Genomic DNA, 22,237 nt, shown 5'->3' with positions numbered 1-22,237 from the left:
TATCAGCTATTATAAACGCCATTGATTGCCATGAATATAAAATGGAAGTATGTTAATTTTTTTATCTGCCAAGGATAAACAGCGCCGGAATACTGGGTCTTTATGTTGGTGTTTCAGTCTTTTTTTTGTTGTCCTGTGTTTGCTGTTTATTCCGGTGCAGGTGACTGGAAAAAGTCTCTCCCTGAAAGCAGAACAGGCACCGGCAGATTTAGTAACCCTGAGCGCCAGTGTGCCGCCATTTCCGCCTTTTGTGCTAAAAAATCCCAGTATTTTATGTCAGGGAGTGACTAAAAGGCTGTTAAACCTTATCGGTCATCAGGCCAATATTAATTTTTTTTATAAAGATTACCCCTATGCGAGAATTTTGCACTCACTGACCGTGGGACAGTTAGATGTGGCACTGATTTTTAAAAACCAGAGTGTTAAAGAGGCGGTGCAATACATAGGCCCGGTGGCCAGCTCTCAGGTGATCGTGCTGAGTAATAAAAAATACCAGCTCAAACAATACCAGGACTTACAAAAGCTCAATGCGATTGCCGTGATCCGCAAAGCCCAGTTTGAACCGAGATTTGACCGGGACAAACGGCTGAACAAAGTAAATGTAGAAAACTATGTGCAGGGATTACATATGTTTATTGCCGGACGGGTAGATGCCGTAGTTGGCTCCAGGGAAGGGTTGGAGTATGCCATGATACAGCTTGACTATGATACCCGTTTGCTTGAAGGTGCCTTTCATTTGGGGAATAAAAGTTGGTGGCTGCATGTCTCAGAAAAGTCAGCGGGGCAGGCGTTTATTCCGGTTTTACAGGAGGCGGTGAACAGCTTTTCCCATAACGACCGGCTCTATGATTTATTTAATGCTGAAAAAAGCAACGGTTGCTACGACAGGCAGGAAGCTAAAGCCGGATAAGCGTGCATTATTGCTATTATTAACAGATTTTTATCGGCCCCTTGTCTTGGTATTCATCTGCTATTCACGGTAGACTAGGGCAATATTAACTCGTTATTTTTTAACTTATTTTACGAACATTAAGGAACAATTATGGCTGAAGAAACCATTTTCTCAAAAATCATCCGCCAGGAAATTCCCACTGAATTATTATTTCAGGATGATCTGGTGACGGCTTTTCGTGATATTTCTCCCCGGGCGCCGAGCCATATCCTGATTGTGCCCAATAAATTAATCCCAACGGTGAATGACGTTACCGAAGATGATGAATTAACTTTAGGGCGTATGATCACTGTGGCTAAGAAGCTGGCTAAGGAAGAGGGCATAGACGAAAACGGCTACCGCTTGATCATGAACTGTAATAAACATGGCGGGCAGGAAGTGTACCATATTCATATGCATTTACTTGGCGGACAGCCGCTGGGACCTATGCTGGCTTATTAGTTTTTCTGAGCAGATAACGCTAAGTATGTTAGCTTGACTTGTTTGAGAAAAACTCTAGCAAATGTACTGAAAAATATGATGAACCAAAGTTGAAACAGTGCTCTGGATATCTGTTTCAACTTTTAAAAGGTTATAAGTATTGTAACCAAGCCACGTGCTTTAGCTGGCTATTTCGAGTAAAACTTGAATCGCTGGGGAAAGTCTTTCTCCCATCATTTTAGGTTAGGTTTTGCCACGTTAAGCAAGAATTTGCCAAGCTATGTTTTTGTCTGATGGCCGAATCCCAAATATCAGCAGTAACCTCATCATAAAGATTTTATAACCTCAACTTGTATGGCGAGTTTTTCGGGCAGGAGCCTCGAAGATAAATCCCATATTTGAATCTTGTGTATATTAAAGCCCACCTTCTGCCTAATAGAACAAGTGCCTATATCACAATAATATTTTTACTTGTTATTTTAAGTTTTAAATATCAGTTACTTAATTTTGTTTTGTTCTGGTTGTTTAGGTTTGGTGGTTTTTAACTGCTTTACATCTAAAAAACAGTAAATATTTTATCCAAAAAAGCCCGTTTTCTGTGGATTTATCCTACCTTTTTTACTATATATTAATAGTGGAATATCAACCAAAGGAGGTGCTTAGCCCCCAGCTCTGAACGGGCAAATAAAGAGTGAGTACATAAAGAGTAAATGAACAACAAGCGCTACCCCTGAGTGCACGAACACCCAGAGATAGCTAACCAAAACAGATACTACTGAGGTATCCATCATGGCTGAATATCATCATACGCCAGAGTCTGTCTCGGCAAAAGTAAAATATCCGCGCTACCGCCAGCTAACCGTACAGGAAACCATTTGCGACTCGGCAGTGAAAATCCGCGGCACAGGCATTAACTATGTACCTGTTAACCTTGAGCCTTGTATTATTCTCAAGGGGAAATGGTTGAAAAAGGCCGGTTTCTCTATCGGACAAAAAGTCACTTTGCTCATCAATCCGGATGAAGTGATCATTACACCTAAGCATTCCACCTAAAGTAAGAGCAGTCTAAACAACTGTGCCTGTTGGCAGGCGCAGTTGTTTTACATTGTTGCTATGTAAAAATGTAACAGACCAGAATATAACGGCTATCAGGTGGACCTGGCTGGAATTTTTCGATAATGGCTACGAGGAGTATGAAAATTCCTTTATTTTCATCTTATATTGCTTTTATGTGCTGTAGCGAACACTTGATCCCACATTAATTTTGTATACTCTTTTTTTCGCTGAAAGACTAATAAGCGTGAATAGCTAAAACTTGACTACTGCTGGTTTTTATCTATCAAGGTGCTGTTCTTTCTTGCAGCTTTGCGTTATCTGCGAAAATGCTTTGTTAGACGGCAAAAAAAGGTATTTTTCTTATTTCTTCAATTACCGAAATAATACTAATGGCTTGATATGATAAAGGTGAATGTATATTTTACATTTTATTAAATTATTTAAATACGGTTTTTTGCTGGCTGTTATGCAAATGAAGGAGTTTTATGAGTAAGCGTAAGTATTTTGACTATATTATAAATCTTATTGATTCTGCAAAGAGAGAGGCTAATCTTTTGGCCTCAGATATTGAGCATCATGGTATAGCTGGTCAAATTAGAGAAATAGCTTTAAATAAATGTATAGTTCCATTTCTTACTCACAGTTTTAAATGTGGAACTGGAAAAATTATTGATACCGAAGGAAGCTTGTCGGATCAAATTGATTTGGTTGTTTATCATTCTAAGTTAGCGCCAGCTTTACTTATAAATTCAGAGCTAGGTATATTTCCCGCTGAGTGTTGCGCATACGCAATTGAGGTTAAAAGTACATTAACGGCAACCGAAATCAAAGATTCTATTAAAAAAGCAAAAAGTGTAAGAAGGCTTCAACTATTTCCTCATGAGGATAAAGAAGGAAATAAAGTCTTTCGTAACAATTGGGTTAGAAATGTTCTATTTGCTTTTTCTAGTGATATTAAAGGTAATGAGATTGAGAGGTATCTTAAATATGATACGTCGGAAACCCCTCAATTTATCGCAATTTGTGTTTTAGGTAAGGGTTACTGGTATTGGTCTGAAAAAAATGGAAAATATCAATGGTTCGGTACAGAAAGTTCAGATTGCACGGACCGGTATGAGGAGTATGCCCTGTTTTTAAGTGGTTTTACCAACACTTTAGTTGGTATGGAAGCAACTCTTCAAGGGTTTACGCCAGGTAATTATATTTTGCCAAAAACAATGTATGCAGATCCCGTGAAAATAGCATAACAAGCGGCTGCACCGGACAAATTTCCGCTGTCACCTTTTGTGCAAAAACACGCACAAAAGCCGCCATCAAAAATTTGCTCGGTGAGCCGGGCGTTATATGTAAAGGGTAGTATGAGCAAATATTCTCATTGGTTTTACTTTTTGGCTGCTTTTCTTTTTTTGGGAAAAGGGTTACATGGGATGTTGGTCAAGCCAGAGCCTTTCGATGAAAGTACTCTTTCCTCAGGAAAAGGGATCGTTATTGAAGCTTACTGCCCACAGAAAGGTAGTCCAAGAATTAAAGTCGAAGGGTACGAAGAAACTTTTTACCTAGAAAATAACATTGACCCATACAACTATATTTGTGCAGATAAAAATGATTATAAAAAACTGTTAAACAAAAATATTGATTTTACTTATTTAAAAAGTAGCGTTTTAGCCTTAAAAATCAATGGAAAGAGTTTTTATGAAGTGTCAGATATTTATAACCAAAAAGTACATTTTGGCTCAAAAATATTTTTTATTGGGTTAGTTTTATTTACTATTGCGATTGTTAAATTTACGCATAATCAAGTAAAGCCAACGGATTCGTAAACTCACCGTTGTTTTAAGCGTTATAAACTTTAGGTCATCATGAGCACTAGATATTTAGACGAAGGATTTCCACTCTTACACTGGGCAACAGAAATTGAAGCTGTGTGTCCGAAATGCGATGGCGTTGGAGTTGTCAGCGGAAACCCATACTGGAAAGATTGGCGCGCTACTTTTTTGTGTCACAGTTGTTCTCACTCATTAAAAACAGAGCATGATGGTTGGCTGGGGCCAGTTTTAGGGATGGGGCGTCGCCCTTGTAGCACATGCGGCTATCAGTGGGTGCGAATCGAGAAGGTATTTGATGACGCGACCCAAATAAAAGGAGAGTCTGCGAAATCTAAATGTCCGCAGTGCAAGTCAGAAAATGAAGTTTCCTTAGAATTTACCCGCACCGAACCAATTGATCATGCCATAGACCCATTTTGGGGCTTAGAGTTAGCGTTAAAAGAAGATACTCGCCATGGCACTGTTTGGGTTTACGGTGCAACTCACTTGGAACAACTAAAACTTTATATTTCTGCTCAATTAAGAGAGGGGGGCGGTACAAAGTGGTCTTATTTTACGCGACTACCAAAGTGGTTAAAAACATCAAAAAATAGAGAGTTAGTCTTAAAGGCTATCGCAAAATTAGAAAACCGGCTTATAACAAGGCCAACAATTTGACCGTCTTACGCTGCGCTTCGGTCGGCAAATTATGGCAGCGTTATGATGATTTGCAGGGATAGAGTATGAAATTACTATCATTAATTTTTCTGACCATTTCTTTTTCAGTTTTGGCGATAATGCCTGACCGCGTAAATGTCATCACCCCAAAAGTTGCAGTTTGTAATGGATTTGAAATAACCTACAAAGATAATGAAACTTTAGTTTTAAATTATCCTAAAACAATAAACAAACGCTGGCTTGCTTCAAGTGTCACTATTGATTATCAAATTAACGGTGAAGGTGCTTTTGTTAGCCGTGTTCCATACAATCAACTTGATGATAAACCTTACGTATGGATTGGCTTCCACAATGGTTTTAAGCAAAATCATGATGCACGAATAGATATTTCATATTCATGTACTGATTGTGAACTTGAAAAAAGTGAATTCTATAGCATTGAGTCTATTAAGAAGTTCAGTGAACTATCTGAGTTTAGTAAAAACGAGTTTGTATGTAATAAATCATCATAACAAGCTGTTTAGCGCAACAATGCGGGACACCCAAAAAATTGAATTACCCAAAACTGACCCGTTTTGTCGTTATTGCAGCATTCTTTAAGGCTTGTGAAGGAGAGTGGAGAAAAGCAGCAACCTGCTGTAGGCTGCTGCTGGGTTCAAGCAGTTTCAACAAGTCAAATTAGAAGTGATTGCTGTCTAACCACTGTCTCAATTTAAGGGCTTTACTGTAGGTAATGGTCATGTGTTGCTCATTACTGCTCGGGTAAGCCGCCACTTCAGTAAAGTTACTTTCACTGCCGGCCAAGGCAGATTGAGTGGAAACAAATGAATGTCTTTGACCACTGGTAACATAAGGGGTGATCGGGTGCGGTTGCTCTTTTATCAGGTCTGACAATACCTGGTAAAAGTTAGCATAGCCGCCACTTTGATTATCCATACTGGGGTTGGTATAAACTTTAAAATACTTACTGCCGCCGTTATACCACTTTCTGTGTAATTTATAATGGGTGACTAATGTCTGGTTAGGGTATCCCTGTGAGGTATTTTTTGTACCATTGGTAATAGCAAGGGTAGGTACTGTGTTGACATGGCCAAGTGAAGAAAGTTTGTTCAATAAGGCGTATCTGTCTGACGATCCGGAAGGGCTGCCGATAATTAACTCGTTATAGGTTTTGGTTTGCATTTTACTTAATACTGCCCGCAGTTTGGTTCTTGCTTCACGACAAGCACTGCTTAAGCCACATAATGACGAGTCCACTTTACTGAGTAACCGGGAAATATTGTCGGTAATGCTGCTGGGTAAGTTTGCACCTAAATGCGGCGCATCAAAGGAGACAAAACCTGCAACTTTGTGTAAACCGGTGCCGTTTTCCAATTCTTTTAATGCATACCTTGCAACCACGCCACCCATAGATAAACCAATAACAGAGGTTGAGGTAACATTAGGCATCTCTTCGAGTTTCTTCATTAATGCCTTAACACCTTTTGCGTTAAAAGCAACGCCGGCGTCTGTGTTTAAATAACGGTATAAAATAACATCGTAACCGGCACTTCTCAGGCTGGCAGCCAGTCCGCTCTGGTTGATGTCTGAATAAAACTGAGCATCGCTGTAAGTGCTGTCGGTAACCGAAACAATGTAAGGTTGAACAACCACAACTGCTTTATTTAAGACATTATCGTTGCTTTGATAAACAGCCGCGGTACCGTATCGTTCTGTCGGCACATCTGCCCATTCCAGACAGCGACCGGGAGGTGGTGCCTGAATAGTCGCTTTATTGTCGTCTTTTTTAACGCTTTTAATCCCCCCGTCACCGTAATCCCATTCAACACATATTCTCCTGGTTTCGGCAGAGTTGATGTACCACTTTGCTGATGAGCTACTTGCTATGGCATTTCTTGCCTGAGGGATTTTACTGTTAAATTTTGCTGCGTCTTTCTCGGTAGAGAACAGAGAAATGGTGTTTTGTGCGTCAATGATCAAACCATATTCATCTTTTACCGACTCGGCCTGTAATGTGCCGCATAGCAATAACGGGATGAGAGAAAATAACTTCCGGTTCATTTTATATCCTTACTTATGGGGTTGTTTGTTATATTTACTAAACATAAAAATAACATATTTTTTACAAAAGTAAACGTAAACTTACAAAAGATAACGAATGAGTAACGCTTCAATTGAGAAAAATCCTTCTGGAATTGTTGTTTCGATCTTAGGTGGCAGCAGGCTGAATAACCGTTTGCAGGAAATGAATTTCTATCGTTGTTTTTACAATCTGTGTGATGCTCTCGTAGCATGGTGATAACGCTTTGGGTATCCATGACTGGCAGCGCGATTATTAAATATTAACCTCAGCTTTCATCAATATTTAGCGGGGTTATGGTGCCAGTCTGAGTGGCCGGAGTACACCTGTTTAGGGAGCAACGGCGACCAACTCGAATTTCAGGTTAGGCTGTTATCTCCTCCTTAATGCAAAGACTGCGATGAGGACCATGACAAGGGGAGATGGCTCGGGTACCGACGCCGTTAAAGAAATATCGTCCAGTGCAAAATCGTTGCCGCCGAACTGGGTACTCAGGTTGTAGATCTCTAAGTCAAAGGAAGTCAACGCACCGCTACTGACCGACATGGAGAACTCAAGCCAAAGGCCTGTAGTATCAGGCGCAGTGAATATTCCAATTGATGAACCATTAACAACAAAGTCGAGGCTAGCCGGGGCAGGAGGAACGTCTAAAAACCAACTGGATACGAATGCGGAAAACTCATAAATCGTGTTGCTATTAACACTTACCGTCTGAGACCAAACGAGCTCAGCCATGGTTGAGCCGTTGGCCATCAGCATATTGCCAAAACCATCGGTATTGTCTCCATAGGATGATGCCAAAGGGTGTGCAGACAATGGGTTTGTGACGATCGCGTATTCCCCGGGCCCTGTTATGTCTCCCGATGCAAAAAAAGTATATGAACTCGTAAATCCGGCATTACCGGCCGAGAAGTCTCCGTTGGTAATCAGTTCAGCGCCCGCAAACGAAGGCACAATAAGCATGCAAATAAATAAAAAACGTAACATGGAACTCTCCTTCTTTAGTTAACAACTTCGCCTGCGCAAGTGACATGCCATAAGAAGATGGCAGTTCTTAATCAACAACCTAGGAAATTGGAAAGGAGATGGAGATAAAAGTATGTAAAACTTCCCGACGATACATTGGAGTTTTCGTGGCATGATGATAACGCTTAGGGCATTCATAATTGCCTCTATAGCTGCCGAAAGGTGTAATTACCGTTAGTTGTTAACTCATTGACATTAACCCTTAATATCAGTTTTTTAAATCATGGCGAATCACCGAATTAACCAAAGGGTGTGATGCTTTTCCCGGCAATTCCTTACCATTGATATGCTCGGCCATGATCTTGGAAAATGCACTCAGCTGCCCGGCATGTTTATGGTTTTCAGGCTGCCATAACAAAGCACTGTTTAAGTTTGTATTTTGCTGAACGGTGACTTGCTTAATAGACACGGCAATATTCTGTTGAGACATTGGCTTTGTATTTATAGCCATGGACCCCTCCAACCAGTAAGCGCCTGGCCCGGCCATTGCCGCATTCTGTGACGGCACTTAACCGTTGCTTATCACTGCTGGTGTGCTTATTGGGTACTAGGCCCAAGTAGGTCATTAGCTTACGGGGATGCTCGAACCGCTTTAAATCGCCCGGCTCAGCAATCACGCCTGCGGCAAGGCCACGACAGAAGTGTTAGCTTATTGATGCAAATTTCGGATGTATCTTGATCTCAAAATGTCTGCGTGATCCCCGGCCCACATTCACTAACGCTTATTTGACGGCTCCCACACAGTATTGGCAACAGTGCGTTTTACCTGCACTTAACTGAGTCGCACTTGTACCTCAAAGATAGTCATAACCATGCATCAGCAATTCCTTCGAATATAAATGCACCTGCATATCTTCTTGAATGTCCATGCAATTGCATGTAAAGTGCATGCGGTTGCATCTAGGTTGAGGTGCATGTCTTTATAACAACTAAGGTACTAATAGGAGTTACTTAATCATGAATAAATTTGTTCCTTTGGCTTGCGTACTTTTTTGTACATCAAGTTTTGCAAACACTGAGCCTGGCTTTTTTTTAAATTTAACCGCGGGTCAGTCATCATATGAAGGAGATAACGCGGTGCAACGAGGCACTAATCAGGCCAACACTCCTGTTAATGGCTATAAGGTCGATAACAGCGGTGTTTATGGACTTGGCCTAGGTTACCGGTTCGGTAATGGCTTTGCTGTTCAGGCAGAATGGCGTTCACGTAAATTCGAAACAGCTAGGGGGGCTTTAGCCGCTAACCCTGCTGGCGGTTTGTCAGATCATACTTTCCAAACACTTGCTAAGGCCGATACGGACTCATTTATGCTTAACGGGTATTACGAATTCAATACCGAGTCGGATAAATTCAAACCTTTTATTAAGGCGGGGATAGGGATCGCTAAACATGACGTCAGTGCTAAGCTTGATATCCAACCGCTTTTTCAGTCTTTTGACTTTTCCAGCCTCACTGCGTGTCCGGGTAACTCACTTTTTTGCTATCCCAGCAAAGACTCAAGTGAACTTGCCTGGTCTGTTGGTACCGGTTTTAATTACCTGGTAACAAAAAGTATTGCCGTCGGACTGGACTATCAATATATCGACTTTAAGGATGCTGAAACGGCGATAGATCCGCTTGGCGATCAGGTTGTTTTTCCAGAGCTAAAGGCGCATGAGTTCACTGCAACTTTTACTTACTCATTTTAATTGTCTGGCAAGCCCTCAAGAAAAGCGGCACTGATTTATTGTGCCGCTTTTTTACCTTAAATCTGTCACTTCCAATCAACAGGAATAGAGATGAAATACTTAAAGGCTTTCTCAGCCGCAGTGATGATTATTTTTGTTTTAAATCCAGCATTAGCAACTTCTAAGCTGGAAGTTTATGCCGAACTGACGACAGCCAATCCTCCGGGAAATATCGCTGTTAGTGAAAATGGCCGCAAGTTCATCAGTATCCACGGCTTTTATGGAAATGAACTAAAACTTGCTGAATTGATGAATGACGGTTCCGTAAGGCCCTATCCCAATAAAACGTGGGCATATGCGCCGAAGAATGGAGGTGACGGGTTGCATAATGTGTTAGGTGTGAATGTAGATAAAAACAATATCTTATGGCTATTAGATGCTTCCGGTAAAGATCGTCCCGGGAAGTTGGTCGGTTGGGACGTGGAAAATGAAAAGTTAGCTAAATTAATTTACCTGCCCAAGCCGGTTATTGTGGAAAACTCATTTTTAAATGACTTAGCCGTTGATGCTGATAATGGCTACATCTACATAGCTGACACGGCTGGGCAAGAAGCGGTTATTATTGTCGTTGATATTAAATCAGGTTATGCAAGAAGGGTATTACAAAGTAGTGTTTTTACGCTGCCGGAAGATATAGACATGGTTATTGATGAACATACGGTTATGCTTGAGGGAGCGGCGGTTCGCCTGGGAGTTAATCCGATAACGATAGACCCGACAAACAAATGGCTATATTTCGGCGCAATGAATGGTACATCGGTTTATCGCGTTGATACAAAACACCTGGGAGATGAAACATTAAGTCATGCTGAGCTAGTCAAAGAAATAGAACGTTACGGCACTAAACCTCTATCCGACGGCATTACCGTTGACGGCAGTGGCAACGTTTATGTAAGTTCGATTACAGATAATTCAATTGGGGTGACACTGGCAAATGGTGAATACAAAACCTTGTTCTCATCAAATGAACTGTCTTGGCCAGACGGCCTTGCCTTTGGACCTGACAATTATGCCTTAAGCCGGTATTGCAACCAGCAAGCATAATGGCTGCTTATACGGTTATCACCTTATATTTGGTGTTAGCGGCTATTTTCAGGCAGCAGCTTGCTTGGTTTTTTGCCAAGGTGATGCCGTTGTTATCATTTAAGTTTTCTTTTATAACGCATTAAATATAAATAACTGGCAACAATGCCAGTGCGGAAATGCCAATGCGGGACACCCAAAAACTGGCTAGCGCCTTATCTTGTTTACCATTTACTGATCGCTTTTTCACACAAAGACCTTAATTTAAGGGAAATTATTATTTTCTCCTTATCTTTGTCGCAGTTCATGGTACTGTCATCGGTATCAATAAGTTTTTGTATATTGGCTGTCCATGACTGATGCACTAAGAAAACAGATTTTTCAACTATAACTAAGAAACAACTTCAGAAAGTTGCAAATATAATAAACAGTCGGCCAAAAAAGATATTAAATTACTGTACATCAGAAGAAGCTTTTATCACTTAGTGATTTAGCTTCGCTGCACCGGAAGTATGAATGCGCGCTTTATGGGAAGTCATTATGTCTGGGCTTATAAAAATGATGAAAACGCTGTCTCTCATACAGGTTCGAATTGGCATCATTTTTTTCACTTGTCTTTCTGCAGCAGTATCTGCTGAAAACAGGACAGCCGTTATTGTCGTTGAACACTGGCCGCCCTGGGAAATAGCTCGCGACACAAAAAAAGAACAGGTCACAGAAGGGTTGGCGGTTGAACTTATCAGGATATTGGCTGATAGACTTGATATCAGCATCGAATTGAAAAATGCCCCCTGGGGCCGGGCCCAGCATATGATAAAAACCGGACAGGCGGATGTTATTCCGATGATCATCAAAAATGCTGAACGAGAAGCCGATATGCTTTTCACTGTACCGGTTTATAAAGACAGGCTGCTTTTTGCATACTCGACAGATAAATTTGAAACATTTGAATGGCAGCGGTGGGAAGATCTGAGACCTTATAAGGTAGGAATAACAAGAGGATATAATTATGTTAGTGAAATCACGGTCAAAGAGGATGTGTATTTCGAAATGGTAACCACTGACAAAATGAATATTCTGAAATTATTGCATGGGCGAGTTGATGTTATTCCCCTTTATTATGTCAGCGCTATCGCCATGTTCAAAGAGATCCCGGGGCATGAAAAACTGCGCTTTGCCGAAAAACCTTTAGCGACAAAAGTATTCCGTTTAGGCATATCCAAAAAATCTTTTCTTGCCGAAAAAATTGACGAAATCAACAAAACCCTTCAGGAAATGCAGAATGACGGAACTTTTAAGAAAATTCTTGGAGAATACTATTTGGAATAGATAACCTTTACAAAAATCAAACAACATCACAGCAAACCGTAAAGTGGGATAGCCAGCCAAAACTAGCTGTTATCCCAGCCCTACAACATTTTCTCATCTCAGCTGAGATATTTTATCCACTCACCGCACTAATATCGGTGAAGCGCTACGGTTTCAGGCTTTTACTACGCCATTACCCGTACCTAAAATCTATTCTATATTCAAACTAAACCTGCTTGGAGATGGCTTATCAGGCAGGATAAAGTGGAGCGCCTTATGACTATTGAGAAAAGCTTAAAAACAGGTTACTTATTTATTGCCAGCGGCGCTGCCTTTGTTGCCGCAGCCGTTATTAGCGAGCAAAGGCCGTTTTATGGCGTAGCGATAGTGTTTGCGGTATTGGGCATTGCTTATATCCGCAAATCCATAAATAGCCGCCGGTAATTCTGCTCAGCACTAACCCTTGATAGCGTTTATTTTCTCAGTAGCGGCTATTACCCGGCTGATGTTATCGCGCTTGTGCTAAGCAGCTCGTTGTTATTTGCTAATCCTGTAAATATGAATTAACATTAACCTGTATAAATATACAGGTTAATGTTATGCTTAAAATCATTCCTTTTTATGCGCAGGCAGGTGTTACCGGCTTTGAATCTCCGGCGGCGGAGTATAGCGAGCTTGCGTTGAATTTAGATCAGTTATTGATCGATCACCCCTCGGCCACTTTTATCGGACAGGCACAGGGGCATTCCATGGAAGGTGATGGTATTTTTAGTGGCGATTTGCTGATTGTTTCCCGGGCAGTACACATCCAAGATCAAGACATTATTGTTGCCAATCTCAACGGCGTTTTTGTCTGTAAAAAAATCGACCGGGAAAAAGCCCGGTTACTTTCTTCCTCCCCCGGTTATTTGCCTTATCAATTGCAGGAAGGGGATGACTTCCAGGTAGAAGGGGTGGTGATCCGCTCAATTCGGCTGCACCGTCCGCTGGAGAAAACCTTATAATGTATGCCCTGTGCGATGTAAATTCTATGTATGCCAGCTGCGAAAAGGTGTTTGACCCCGGCATTCGCCGCCGTCCTGTGGTGGTACTGACCAATAACGACGGCTGCATTTGTTCTGCCTGCGGCATTGCCAAAAAAATGGGCATAGGGAAAAAATTTACCCCTTATTTCCAGATGAAAGATGAGCTCGCCCGCATTGGCGCGGTGATCCGCTCCAGCAATTACGAGTTATATGCCGATCTCAGCCAGAAACTTATGGACACTTGCAGCCGTTTTGCGCCCCACAGCCATATTTACAGCATAGATGAACTGTTTTTGTATTACGGCAAAAACCAGGCTTATGTACCGCAAGAGGGCTGGCTGGCCCATGGCGTAAAAATCAGGAAAACCGTGTGGAAAGAAGTGCGTTTGCCGGTTTCTGTCGGACTTGGCGAGACCTGCACCTTGGCAAAATGCGCCAATTATGCCGCTAAAAAACTGCCCGGTTTTAAGGGGGTTGCCGTGATTGACAATGACAAGGCTCGTGAGGCGGTTTTAGCTCAGATGGCGGTGACCGATGTCTGGGGTATAGGCTCCAGGCTGGGTAAGCGCTTAAACGAGGCGGGTATTTATTCGGCGCTGCAACTGGCTAAAGCACAACCGGGCTGGATCAGGAAACAGTTTTCAATTGTGGTTGAAAACACGGTGCATGAATTAAATGGTGTGGTGAAATTAAACTGGGATGCAGTACGCTCACCAAAAAAAGAAATCTACAGTACCCGCAGCTTCGGCCAACACATTACCGAGCTTGAGCAACTAAAATTTGCGCTGGCAACCCATGCCGGTATTGCTGCTGTAAAATTGAGAAAGCAGCACAGTTTAACCAAGACCCTGGTTATTTTTGCCAACAGTTCGCCCCATGACGAAGCCGGTTATTATCGCAAATCTGTGTATCATCATTTTACCGTGCCTACCAACGACAGTTGCCAGATCATGAATGCCTGCTCGCAGGCGGTGGAGAAAATTTTTCAAACCGGAGTGCGGTTTTACCGCTGCGGTGTCGGCCTGCTGGAGATATCCGATGAAACTTGCTATCAGCAGGACTTGTTTGAAGCCTCGAAAGACAATATCAAACTGATGTCATGTATGGATAAAATCAATGCCCGCTTTGGCCGCAATACCACGATATTAGCCGGGCAGGGCATAGCGCCAAAATTTACCATGCGCCGTGAGTTTTTATCGCCGCAATATACTACCTGCTGGGGAGATATCCCGAAAATTCAGTGTAACTGACATGCTGTAAAGCGCAGCGGCTTATGGTTATTTTGCCATACAGCAGATTATCATTCATAACGCAGCGCGGTGATCGGATCTAAGTCTGAGGCCTTGGCCGCAGGCACTACGCCAAAAATCAGGCCGATAAAACTCGAAAATGCCAACGCCAGGGTGACCGCCCACAAGGGGATAATAGGCTCCGGCAGCCCGGGAATAAGCAGCATGGCCAGAAAACCACACAGCCAGCCGCACAGTAAACCCACCACGCCGCCGAGGAAGGATAAAATCACCGCTTCTATCAGGTATTGCAACAGGATCACATGGCGCTCAAAGCCCAGCGCCTTACAGATGCCGATTTCCCGGGTGCGCTCGGACACCGACATCAACATGGTATTCATAATGCCGATGCCGCTGACAATCAAAGAAATACCGACCACGCCGCCGAGCACCAGGGTGATAGTATCCATAATGCTGGTGATGGATTGGGTTAACTGTTGAGGCGTCTGCACCCGAAAATCATCTTCCTGATCCGGTGATAGCTCATGGGCCTCCCTGAGCAGGTCTTCGATTTCCACCTGCAAGGAGCGCAGCCTGGAGATATCATCGACATTAAACAATATGGTGATATCCTGCATGCTTTCATTCGGCAACAGCCGCTGGCCTATGGTAAAGGGCACCACGATATAATCGTCCTGGCTTAAGCCGAAAATATCGCCGCGTTTTTCCATCACCCCGACCACTTTAAGCGAAGTACCGCCGACCTCGATAAACTCGCCGATAGGGTTTTGTGGCAGTTTTAAATTTTTCCTGACCCGCTCGCCGATAATACATACCTTGCGCGAGGAGGTATTGTCGCTGTCGGTAATAAAACGCCCTTTGGACGGAAAAACCTGGGTTGCTTCTTTGTAGGACGAAGTCACCGCCACCACCCGGGTCTGGCTTTCCTGACCGTTGCTGGAAATTAAGGCGCCAAATTGCCCGAAGGGGGAAAAAGAGGGAATGATGCGCCCGGCGCCGTTAAAATGCCTTTTAATGCGGATATAGTCGGCCATGGTCAGGCGGTTAAACTCCCCCAGCAGCCTTTGCTGAAACGAGGTGTCCGATTGTATGGTCAGCACATTGGCGCCTAAACCGTCAAAGTTTCTCATGATGGAGTAGGACATGCCCTGGATAATGGAGACAACCGTGATGACAGAGGCGACACTGACCACTATGCCTATTGAAGTGATCAGGCTGCGTGATACCCGTGAGCGGATACTGTTTATCGCCTGGATAAAGCATTGATAAAAAACGTGTATCATAATAATGCCGCCTGAAACGTTTCTGTGTCAGTCACCCGATGAAGAGAGCAGGGGTTGTTTTGGTGTTCATCCCGGGCAATCTGGCCGTCGACCAGGGTAATGCTGCGCCGGCAGCGGCTTGCGATCTCCTGGTCGTGTGTCACCAGGACCACGGTTTGCCCTTCATTATGCAGGCGGTCGAACAGTTTCATGATCTCTGCTGTGGTTTTGCTGTCCAGGTTGCCGGTGGGTTCATCTGCCAGCAGCAAAGAGGGGCAGGTGACCAGTGCCCGGGCAATGGCAATGCGTTGCCTCTGGCCGCCGGATAATTCGCTCGGCAGGTGCATTTCCCGGTTACTCAGGCCAACCCGCGCCAGCTCGGCTTGCGCCATGGCGATTTTTTCTTTTTGCGCTAAACGCCAGAATACTAACGGCTGCATCACATTTTGCAGCGCCGTCAGGTTAGGAATTAAATTAAAGCTTTGAAAAATAAAACCTATTTTCCGGTTTCGTATCCGGGAAAGGGCATTGTCCGGCATCTGGCCGATATCTTTGCCGTCTAAGGTATAACGGCCAAAAGACGGCCGGTCGAGGCAGCCGAGAATATTCATCAAGGTCGACTTGCCCGAGCCGGAGGCGCCGATAATAGCGAGATATTCATTAGTCTGAATACTGAGATCCAGCTGGTTAAGGGCAAAAATATTACGTCCGCCGAGGTGGTATTTCTTGGTGATACCCGAGAGATTAATTAAGCAGGGCATAACTTTCCCCTTGTGTGCTAATTTCGGCAATCGGTGTTTTATCTTGCAGCGAGCTGAGAATACGCGATGGCCCGATCACAATTTTCTCATTTGCTTTTAAGCCGAGTTTAACTTCCTGGTACTCGTCATCGGCAGCCCCGGTGACAACCGTGCGCTTTTCGGTGCGGCCGTTGCTGGCAACAAAGACATATTTTTTGCTTTTGTTACGCTGGCCCCTGGGCAAACTGACACCGTCATCATCCGTTAAACGCTCGCTCATCACCGCCTGTACCGGCACGGTTAAAGCAGGATCAGGGTTGTTGGTATATATCTTGGCCCGGCACGACATGCCGCTGCGCAGTTTGGCAGAGCGGTGTTTTAACAGCGCGACTTTCACCGAATAAGAGCGGCCGGTGGCATCGTTCGCGGCGAAAGCCTGTGAAGCATTGCGCGGTGCGATGGCAATTTCGCTGATATGGCCTTTTAAGCCGCCTTCGGGCAGGGTCGGGCAGCTGATATAGGCTTCGCCCTTGATGGCCAGATTGCCGATATCATTTTCATCGACGTTAAGATCGACGACAATCGAAGCTTCGTTTGCTATGGTGATCAGACTCGAACCGGGAATACCTGTGGTGCTGGGTACCGCCGTTTCCCCGGGTTTGATGCTTACCGCCACCACAGTGCCGGACATAGGCGCTTTAATGATGGTTTGCCGCAATCTTTGCCCGGCCTGTTTTAAAGCGGCTTTAGAGCGTTTGACATTGAGTTTACTGGCCTCAAGATCTGACCTGGCCGCTTTTAGCTGGTAGTAGGCGTCGTCATAGTTTTCCCGGGTAATAATACCCTTATCAAGCAGGCTGGCGATGCGCTCGAACCTGGCTTGTAAATTTTTAACATTGATTTGCTGGCGGTCGACATTTTCGGCATCAATAGCCACCTGGGCTTGTTGTAAAAAGATCACTTCCTTGAGATCTAAGTCTTCCAGGTAAATCAGCGGCTGGCCTTTTTTTACCTTGTCTCCTTCCACCACCTGTACCGAGGTGACCCGGGCGATAATTTCCGGGGTCAGCCGGGCTTCTTCGTTGTAGACTAAGTTGCCGGAAGAGAGCACTGAGTCGCGGATCACCCGGCTGGTTACCCGGTCTACTTCAACATCAACCTCATGGGCCTGGCTAAAGACACGCAGGATTAAAGGTGATACCAGAATAAAGACCATGGCCAGGCTCCAAAATAGCTTACTCATGATGTTATCTCCCGGATTTATAACAGCAAGGTTGTTATCCAAAGCCCGTAGATGACGAGCTCCGGAATAAGGGCGATGGTAAAAGACTGTTTGATGGACAAGGTGGTTGCCAGTTTCAGGCCGATGATGATCAAAAAGATCTCCCAGATGTTGATCAAACTGAAAGTTGACAGCAGCTGGCCCCAGTCCGAATCTCCCGAGAGCTTAAAGAACAATTGGTTGAGCGATACCGGGTTGACGTCGTTTGGCAGCAGGGCCTGGCCTGCGCTGAGGTAAATATTTAATATCCCGGCGGGTAATATCAGCAGCAGCGGCGCAGTAGACCACATTACAATGGCAAACAGACGGACAAAACGTTGTGCTTCTCCTTTAACTTTGAGCACAAACCAGTAGATAAAGGCCCGGAATAAATTAATGGAGACGGTCAGAAAAACCACCCCTACCAGGCTGATGCCGAGCAGACGGCCTTTTGACAGCGAGTCTAATACCGTTTGTTTCTGGTCGTCGGGAATGTCTATCACCATGCGCTCAAGCAGCCAGGGCATATCCACGGCGGCATAATAATAGGTATTGAGCAGGGCGGTGATCACTAAGGCGGCAGCCAAAGGAAAAAACAAGGTAATAACCTTTAACCGTAAGGCTTGGGCAAATGCCTGCTGGGGTGAAAACAACAGGCCTGTGTATATATTGATTATGTTCATGTTCTGATCTCTGTCTTTACTTGTATTCATCACTGCAATTACGGCCTGATGCAGTGACCGGGTTATAAAATATGTTTTTACTTGATGGTAGTTTTTATAAATCCTCATTGAGGAAATTAACTACCTTAGGGGCATATTCCATCACGCCGCACAGGGATAAAAAGATGATGGCAATACTGATCGTCGCCTGAATAATGGTGGCGCTGACCAGCTGTATGGTTTCGAACACCGTCCTGAGACTTGTCGGCAAGGCAAAGCTGTCATCGCTGATATTGCCGATAACCAGGCCGACCAGGCTGAAACCTATATAGATGCAGGTCATCACAAAAAACTCGCGCCGGGTTTTTAACAGGTTGTCTGCGTGAATTTTCTTCACTACCGGGATGGCGATAAAAATGCCGAAAAAGGTCATAACGCCGACCAGGGGCTGCTGGTAAATTTCCCCTAAGATCACGGTAAGCACCAGCACGGCGACAAACAGGCTGCGGAACATAACCAGGGGATTGTTTACCATAGGCGCCGTATCCTCTGCCGGTTTTGCCGGGGTGGTGCCGCATACCTGGCATGTTACCGCCGGGGTAACTTGCTCCATGTCCCAGCTGCCGTTGTCGGCATTGTACATATAGACCTTGTTGGCGTAGCCGTCGGCTTTGCCGATCAAGATTTTAAAGGCGATCATCGACAGCATAGAGGTTACCAGGGTGGTCAGCGGGCCAAATGTCGGCCCGGTGCCGTGTATCCGCTTGACGTCGCCGGCATCTCCCTGGCAGGCAAAACAGCTGGACTTACCCGGGATATAATTGGGACCGGCTACCGCGGTATAGTCTAAAAAGCCGCCGGTGACATAGGGCACTTCGGCTTGGACACAGGCGATATTGACCCAGGCCATGGACTCTTCCGGACTGTCAATGGCTTTTACCACCAGGTTGACACCGGGCAGCAGGGCTTCGACATCGGCCTGACAGGTGATTTTCCTGTTTAAAGTCACGACTTCTATTTCCGGGTTAAATTCCCGTATTCTTTGCGCCAGCACTTCCACTTTTACCCGGTCAATATCTTTGGGGGTATACATCAGCTGGCGGTTAAAGTTGCTTTCTTCTATGGTGTCAAAATCCAGCAGGGTAATTTTACCGACCCCTATGGCTGCCAGGTTCCAGCAGATATGGCTGCCGATGGCGCCGACGCCGAGGATCAAGGCATGGGAACATTGAAGTTTTTCCTGTACCGCCTCAGGCTGTTCGGAAATCATAGTGAAATAGCCGTGCTGACGCGAGTAGCGGCCTGCTAACTTTTGCGCAGGGCCTTCAAGCAAGATACGTTTTGACACTAGCTCTTCCAGGCGTGAAGGGGCAATGCATTTTAAAATTTCCGTTTCACTGAGTTCTTCTTTTTGCAAAAAGAAGTCGATGACCGGCTGGAAATCTGCCGAAAAGGTGACCCGGTTGTGGGGCACGGTATTGATCAGGATTTCATCGTTGATCCGGGTGACAAAGGAAAAGGGATTAAAATGGTAACTTTTGGCGCTGCTCATTTTGCGCTCCTTATTTTAAAAGCCATCAGCGCCGGATAGGCGGCCACTATCAGCACGAGAAAAAGCACATCAACCCATTGGGCATCCCACAAAAGCAGCACGCCGTCGTGTATCAGCACCAGCATGGAAACGATGAGGATAAATTGAAAAAGCTGGCTGATGAAAAAATAAGCTCGGTATTCAATTTTTTGGTTTTGCCGGGTAAGCTGGCTTACCAGGGCGTTGCGGGCAAACCTGGGTTCGCCGAGTAATTCCTGGAAAATATAGTAGCCGTCGTATTCGACAAAGGGGATAAGGTTGATAAACATCAGCACAAAATTGATGGCGGTAAAAAACAGCAGATACGATAACGCGGTTTCCCCCATGGGAATAAAGGTCAGCATCAGGCCGAGAAACATCAAGAGGTTGTTGCCCTGGACACCGGCGATCAGCACTTTTATGCGCTTTTTCCGGTCTGACATCAGGTTGATGCCGCTGACATCGGCGTAAAAGGAAGGGTGCAGGAAAAACAGCATCATGCCGACCTGGGGCACTTTGACATTAAAGGATTTTGCCACCAGGGCATGGGCGCCTTCGTGTACTATGCCTGTGACTAAAATGGCAAAAAAGTAAAAAATTACGGTAAAGGTGTCAAAGGTCAGGGTTTCCCGGATGTTTTGTACCTGGGGCACCAGCAGGGCGACCATAAGTACATTGATAACCAGCAGCGGCAGGCTGCACCAGTTAAGAAAGTGGCTGAAATAAAGGGCAAACTTGCCGCTGTTGTCGATAAACCTGGAGGGGTCGAGGTTAAACACCTTGATTTTAAGCGGTGAAAACGGCTCTTTTTTACTTTCCCCTTCGAGTAAATCCAGGTGCTGAACTGTCTTGATAAATTTATCGAAGTACTCCAGCGGAATAAGGCCCCTTAAGGCTTCAACCGGTGTTTTGCCGTCGAGTAGTTTAAGCCAGTTAACTTCCTGCTCGCCTAATTTGAAATGCCGGGAAGTTGAGGCATCGTAGACATGGTATATGCCTTGTTCGAGCGGATAAAAGTTAATGGATTTCTTTAATGCTAAGTTCAAACCGTCCCCCTTAATTTATGTGCTGTTAGCTAAAATTAAGGGACCAGAGCAAACTGCGCTAAGGCCCCAGAGTGTGTTTTGCTTAACTGATGAACATAAGTCCAACGAGGGCTAAGCCGATACCAATGCCTGTGGCGACACCCGCTGAGGTATCGGATACTGGTGCTTCAATGATTTCGATTTCTGAAAAAGTCATAATACTTTCCTTCTAAAATGAATAAGTTAATTGGTTAAATTAAGTTGTAGTTGTGGTGCAGTGGTTACGAAACGAACAGTAAACCAACCGCTACCCCGATCACGACGCCGCCGGCGACACCGCCCCAAAATTCGGCATCAGATGGTGCATCTACGATTTCAATTTCTTCAAAAGTCATGGTTGTTTCCTCTTGCTTTAATCAAGTTTAAATTAGCTGACGATACTCAGAATCCGGCGTCTCAAGCGCATGGTCCGGCATCGAAATAAATATTATGTTTGTGTGTTTATATGGCACTGTGTAAGCCTTGTACTTCTTAACAAAGGCTTGATGAATATCACCCCCTTACATCTATGAGCTGTTGTTGTTATTCGCTTGCCTGATCAGCCGGTGCGAACTGCTAATGGCTTTTCATGTACATATAAGATGCAGGGTGTAACCGTGTATCGGGGTCTGGGGCTGTTATTGTTGACTTGCCAACGCATTCTATTTCTCCTGTTTTAATTGTGTTCATGTTGGAACACTTAGTTAGTGTTGGCAGCCGGTAGACTATCTCACTCGTTTTGCTAAAACTTTTTTGCTTTATTTGAAAACCAGAAAGTTTTATTTACTAACGTATTGAATATGAAGAATTAAAAATTGTAAAAAAATACAGCATATAGGGGCGGACAATAGCCGTACGGGATAGGGCCGGGCAGGCGGGAGTGAGAGCTAACGAATGGTGATAGCGTTATTTATCGGTCACTAAATGAATGATATTAGACGGGCTGCTGAGCCAGAAAGCATTGAGATCATTGGGCAGCGCTTCGATCTCGTTTCTGATGCTGCAACCGGCTTGTTCAAGGTGTTTTTTTGCCGCCGGTATATCGTCTGAGATGATTTCCAGCCAGATTTCCGACTGACTGATGCCGGTTATTTTATCTATCCAAAGCACTTTATCGCCAAAGGCAAAGCAGACGGACTCAAAGGGATCGCCGGCATTATGGGGTAATTGTTTGAATCCCAAGACTTCTTGATAAAAATGCACTACAGCGGCGTATTCATGTGCGGGGGTTTTTATGGCAATATTTTTCCCCGGAGTAAAGGCGACTTTCATTGGTGTTCCCCGTTTGCTGACCCGGATAAAATAAATCTCTGTGTTGAGTCTAGGT

At 44.4% G+C, this 22,237-nt stretch carries 24 protein-coding genes and 2 pseudogenes; 14 read left to right on the top strand and 12 right to left on the bottom strand.

Going from position 1 to position 22,237, the window contains the following annotated elements; translation table 11 throughout:
* The first annotated feature begins 160 nt into the window (after positions 1–160).
* The 7 genes from SG35_RS16330 to SG35_RS16300 all read left to right on the top strand — a co-directional run bounded on the left by SG35_RS16330 (position 161) and on the right by SG35_RS16300 (position 5,423).
* Complete coding sequence (locus tag SG35_RS16330; protein WP_160298387.1) at positions 161–910, top strand: substrate-binding periplasmic protein; 750 nt, start codon at positions 161–163, stop codon at positions 908–910.
* A 132-nt stretch (positions 911–1,042) separates the two neighbouring features.
* Positions 1,043–1,393: a purine nucleoside phosphoramidase gene (gene hinT / locus SG35_RS16325; RefSeq protein WP_044835457.1), complete on the top strand. Its 351-nt coding sequence runs from the start codon at positions 1,043–1,045 to the stop codon at positions 1,391–1,393.
* 768 nt (positions 1,394–2,161) lie between these two features.
* Positions 2,162–2,425 carry a SymE family type I addiction module toxin gene (locus SG35_RS16320; protein ID WP_274055086.1) on the top strand — a complete coding sequence of 88 codons (264 nt, stop codon included), beginning with the start codon at positions 2,162–2,164 and terminating at the stop codon, positions 2,423–2,425.
* 488 nt (positions 2,426–2,913) lie between these two features.
* Positions 2,914–3,675, top strand: coding sequence for a DUF6602 domain-containing protein (locus SG35_RS16315; protein ID WP_044836446.1), 762 nt, complete (start codon positions 2,914–2,916; stop codon positions 3,673–3,675).
* A 111-nt stretch (positions 3,676–3,786) separates the two neighbouring features.
* Positions 3,787–4,248: a hypothetical protein gene (locus SG35_RS16310; RefSeq protein ID WP_274055085.1), complete on the top strand. Its 462-nt coding sequence runs from the start codon at positions 3,787–3,789 to the stop codon at positions 4,246–4,248.
* Between the two features lie 39 nt (positions 4,249–4,287).
* Entirely contained in the window at positions 4,288–4,911 is a 624-nt protein-coding gene (locus tag SG35_RS16305) for a hypothetical protein (protein WP_201777859.1), read from the top strand.
* A 65-nt stretch (positions 4,912–4,976) separates the two neighbouring features.
* Positions 4,977–5,423, top strand: coding sequence for a hypothetical protein (locus tag SG35_RS16300; protein WP_044836377.1), 447 nt, complete (start codon positions 4,977–4,979; stop codon positions 5,421–5,423).
* A 166-nt stretch (positions 5,424–5,589) separates the two neighbouring features.
* Here SG35_RS16300 and SG35_RS16295 read toward each other — a convergent pair whose 3' ends face one another.
* From SG35_RS16295 to SG35_RS16280, 4 genes and pseudogenes are all read right to left on the bottom strand, one after another.
* On the bottom strand, positions 5,590–6,972 hold the full coding sequence (locus SG35_RS16295) for an esterase/lipase family protein (protein WP_044836376.1): 1,383 nt from the start codon (positions 6,970–6,972) through the stop codon (positions 5,590–5,592).
* A gap of 391 nt (positions 6,973–7,363) precedes the next feature.
* Positions 7,364–7,978, bottom strand: a complete 615-nt coding sequence (locus tag SG35_RS16290; protein WP_044836375.1) for a hypothetical protein — start codon at positions 7,976–7,978, stop codon at positions 7,364–7,366.
* Positions 7,979–8,225: 247 nt separating this feature from the next.
* A complete protein-coding gene (locus tag SG35_RS16285; RefSeq protein WP_162484989.1) occupies positions 8,226–8,468 on the bottom strand; it encodes a hypothetical protein in 243 nt (80 codons plus the stop codon).
* Positions 8,434–8,646 (bottom strand): annotated as a pseudogene (locus tag SG35_RS16280) (transposase); the annotation flags it as partial. The pseudogene SG35_RS16280 and the gene SG35_RS16285, both read right to left, overlap by 35 nt.
* Before the next feature lie 328 nt (positions 8,647–8,974).
* Here SG35_RS16280 and SG35_RS16275 point away from each other — a divergent pair.
* The 7 genes and pseudogenes from SG35_RS16275 to SG35_RS16250 all read left to right on the top strand — a co-directional run bounded on the left by SG35_RS16275 (position 8,975) and on the right by SG35_RS16250 (position 14,351).
* Positions 8,975–9,706, top strand: coding sequence for an outer membrane protein (locus SG35_RS16275; protein WP_044836373.1), 732 nt, complete (start codon positions 8,975–8,977; stop codon positions 9,704–9,706).
* A gap of 90 nt (positions 9,707–9,796) precedes the next feature.
* Positions 9,797–10,789 (top strand): L-dopachrome tautomerase-related protein, encoded by a 993-nt coding sequence (locus SG35_RS16270; RefSeq protein WP_053043495.1) that lies wholly within the window; start codon positions 9,797–9,799, stop codon positions 10,787–10,789.
* A gap of 345 nt (positions 10,790–11,134) precedes the next feature.
* Positions 11,135–11,254: pseudogene (locus SG35_RS32110) on the top strand (IS30 family transposase); the annotation flags it as partial.
* Between the two features lie 30 nt (positions 11,255–11,284).
* On the top strand, positions 11,285–12,097 hold the full coding sequence (locus SG35_RS16265; protein ID WP_044836372.1) for a substrate-binding periplasmic protein: 813 nt from the start codon (positions 11,285–11,287) through the stop codon (positions 12,095–12,097).
* 255 nt (positions 12,098–12,352) lie between these two features.
* Entirely contained in the window at positions 12,353–12,520 is a 168-nt protein-coding gene (locus SG35_RS16260) for a hypothetical protein (protein WP_160298419.1), read from the top strand.
* Positions 12,521–12,675: 155 nt separating this feature from the next.
* The gene (locus tag SG35_RS16255; protein ID WP_044831378.1) at positions 12,676–13,080 is read left to right on the top strand and encodes a LexA family protein; all 405 of its coding nucleotides are present in this window, start codon (positions 12,676–12,678) and stop codon (positions 13,078–13,080) included.
* Positions 13,080–14,351: a Y-family DNA polymerase gene (locus tag SG35_RS16250; RefSeq protein WP_044831379.1), complete on the top strand. Its 1,272-nt coding sequence runs from the start codon at positions 13,080–13,082 to the stop codon at positions 14,349–14,351. The genes SG35_RS16255 and SG35_RS16250 overlap by 1 nt, the downstream gene beginning before the upstream one ends.
* Positions 14,352–14,401: 50 nt before the next feature.
* Here the strand turns inward: SG35_RS16250 and SG35_RS16245 are convergent, their stop codons facing one another.
* The 8 genes from SG35_RS16245 to SG35_RS16215 form a co-directional block, all read right to left on the bottom strand.
* The gene (locus SG35_RS16245) at positions 14,402–15,634 is read right to left on the bottom strand and encodes an ABC transporter permease (protein WP_044831380.1); all 1,233 of its coding nucleotides are present in this window, start codon (positions 15,632–15,634) and stop codon (positions 14,402–14,404) included.
* Positions 15,631–16,374 (bottom strand): ABC transporter ATP-binding protein, encoded by a 744-nt coding sequence (locus SG35_RS16240; RefSeq protein WP_044831381.1) that lies wholly within the window; start codon positions 16,372–16,374, stop codon positions 15,631–15,633. The genes SG35_RS16245 and SG35_RS16240 overlap by 4 nt, the downstream gene beginning before the upstream one ends.
* The gene (locus SG35_RS16235; protein WP_044831382.1) at positions 16,358–17,596 is read right to left on the bottom strand and encodes an efflux RND transporter periplasmic adaptor subunit; all 1,239 of its coding nucleotides are present in this window, start codon (positions 17,594–17,596) and stop codon (positions 16,358–16,360) included. The genes SG35_RS16240 and SG35_RS16235 overlap by 17 nt, the downstream gene beginning before the upstream one ends.
* Before the next feature lie 17 nt (positions 17,597–17,613).
* Positions 17,614–18,297: a YIP1 family protein gene (locus SG35_RS16230; protein ID WP_160298239.1), complete on the bottom strand. Its 684-nt coding sequence runs from the start codon at positions 18,295–18,297 to the stop codon at positions 17,614–17,616.
* A gap of 94 nt (positions 18,298–18,391) precedes the next feature.
* Entirely contained in the window at positions 18,392–19,828 is a 1,437-nt protein-coding gene (locus SG35_RS16225; RefSeq protein WP_053042839.1) for a HesA/MoeB/ThiF family protein, read from the bottom strand.
* Positions 19,825–20,892, bottom strand: a complete 1,068-nt coding sequence (locus tag SG35_RS16220; protein ID WP_044831384.1) for a zinc metalloprotease — start codon at positions 20,890–20,892, stop codon at positions 19,825–19,827. The genes SG35_RS16225 and SG35_RS16220 overlap by 4 nt, the downstream gene beginning before the upstream one ends.
* Before the next feature lie 260 nt (positions 20,893–21,152).
* The gene (locus SG35_RS32035) at positions 21,153–21,266 is read right to left on the bottom strand and encodes a daptide-type RiPP (RefSeq protein WP_337993183.1); all 114 of its coding nucleotides are present in this window, start codon (positions 21,264–21,266) and stop codon (positions 21,153–21,155) included.
* 550 nt (positions 21,267–21,816) lie between these two features.
* Complete coding sequence (locus tag SG35_RS16215; RefSeq protein ID WP_044831386.1) at positions 21,817–22,182, bottom strand: VOC family protein; 366 nt, start codon at positions 22,180–22,182, stop codon at positions 21,817–21,819.
* Between the last annotated feature and the right edge of the window lie 55 nt (positions 22,183–22,237).

The organism is Thalassomonas actiniarum, assembly GCF_000948975.2.
In the GTDB taxonomy this organism is placed as follows: Bacteria; Pseudomonadota; Gammaproteobacteria; order Enterobacterales; family Alteromonadaceae; genus Thalassomonas; species Thalassomonas actiniarum.
Note: the sequence above shows the minus strand (reverse complement) of the source record. Positions and strands in the feature narration are given on the sequence as shown.

Excerpts from the sequence above, each read along its gene's own strand:
- hinT (WP_044835457.1), top strand. The coding sequence starts at position 1,043 with ATGGCTGAAGAAACCATTTTCTCAAAAATCATCCGCCAGGAAATTCCC.
- SG35_RS16320 (WP_274055086.1), top strand. The coding sequence starts at position 2,162 with ATGGCTGAATATCATCATACGCCAGAGTCTGTCTCGGCAAAAGTAAAA.
- SG35_RS16315 (WP_044836446.1), top strand. The coding sequence starts at position 2,914 with ATGAGTAAGCGTAAGTATTTTGACTATATTATAAATCTTATTGATTCT.
- SG35_RS16310 (WP_274055085.1), top strand. The coding sequence starts at position 3,787 with ATGAGCAAATATTCTCATTGGTTTTACTTTTTGGCTGCTTTTCTTTTT.
- SG35_RS16305 (WP_201777859.1), top strand. The coding sequence starts at position 4,288 with ATGAGCACTAGATATTTAGACGAAGGATTTCCACTCTTACACTGGGCA.
- SG35_RS16300 (WP_044836377.1), top strand. The coding sequence starts at position 4,977 with ATGAAATTACTATCATTAATTTTTCTGACCATTTCTTTTTCAGTTTTG.
- SG35_RS16295 (WP_044836376.1), bottom strand. The coding sequence starts at position 6,972 with ATGAACCGGAAGTTATTTTCTCTCATCCCGTTATTGCTATGCGGCACA.
- SG35_RS16290 (WP_044836375.1), bottom strand. The coding sequence starts at position 7,978 with ATGTTACGTTTTTTATTTATTTGCATGCTTATTGTGCCTTCGTTTGCG.
- SG35_RS16285 (WP_162484989.1), bottom strand. The coding sequence starts at position 8,468 with ATGGCTATAAATACAAAGCCAATGTCTCAACAGAATATTGCCGTGTCT.
- SG35_RS16275 (WP_044836373.1), top strand. The coding sequence starts at position 8,975 with ATGAATAAATTTGTTCCTTTGGCTTGCGTACTTTTTTGTACATCAAGT.
- SG35_RS16270 (WP_053043495.1), top strand. The coding sequence starts at position 9,797 with ATGAAATACTTAAAGGCTTTCTCAGCCGCAGTGATGATTATTTTTGTT.
- SG35_RS16265 (WP_044836372.1), top strand. The coding sequence starts at position 11,285 with ATGCGCGCTTTATGGGAAGTCATTATGTCTGGGCTTATAAAAATGATG.
- SG35_RS16260 (WP_160298419.1), top strand. The coding sequence starts at position 12,353 with ATGACTATTGAGAAAAGCTTAAAAACAGGTTACTTATTTATTGCCAGC.
- SG35_RS16255 (WP_044831378.1), top strand. The coding sequence starts at position 12,676 with ATGCTTAAAATCATTCCTTTTTATGCGCAGGCAGGTGTTACCGGCTTT.
- SG35_RS16250 (WP_044831379.1), top strand. The coding sequence starts at position 13,080 with ATGTATGCCCTGTGCGATGTAAATTCTATGTATGCCAGCTGCGAAAAG.
- SG35_RS16245 (WP_044831380.1), bottom strand. The coding sequence starts at position 15,634 with ATGATACACGTTTTTTATCAATGCTTTATCCAGGCGATAAACAGTATC.
- SG35_RS16240 (WP_044831381.1), bottom strand. The coding sequence starts at position 16,374 with ATGCCCTGCTTAATTAATCTCTCGGGTATCACCAAGAAATACCACCTC.
- SG35_RS16235 (WP_044831382.1), bottom strand. The coding sequence starts at position 17,596 with ATGAGTAAGCTATTTTGGAGCCTGGCCATGGTCTTTATTCTGGTATCA.
- SG35_RS16230 (WP_160298239.1), bottom strand. The coding sequence starts at position 18,297 with ATGAACATAATCAATATATACACAGGCCTGTTGTTTTCACCCCAGCAG.
- SG35_RS16225 (WP_053042839.1), bottom strand. The coding sequence starts at position 19,828 with ATGAGCAGCGCCAAAAGTTACCATTTTAATCCCTTTTCCTTTGTCACC.
- SG35_RS32035 (WP_337993183.1), bottom strand. The coding sequence starts at position 21,266 with ATGACTTTTGAAGAAATTGAAATCGTAGATGCACCATCTGATGCCGAA.
- SG35_RS16215 (WP_044831386.1), bottom strand. The coding sequence starts at position 22,182 with ATGAAAGTCGCCTTTACTCCGGGGAAAAATATTGCCATAAAAACCCCC.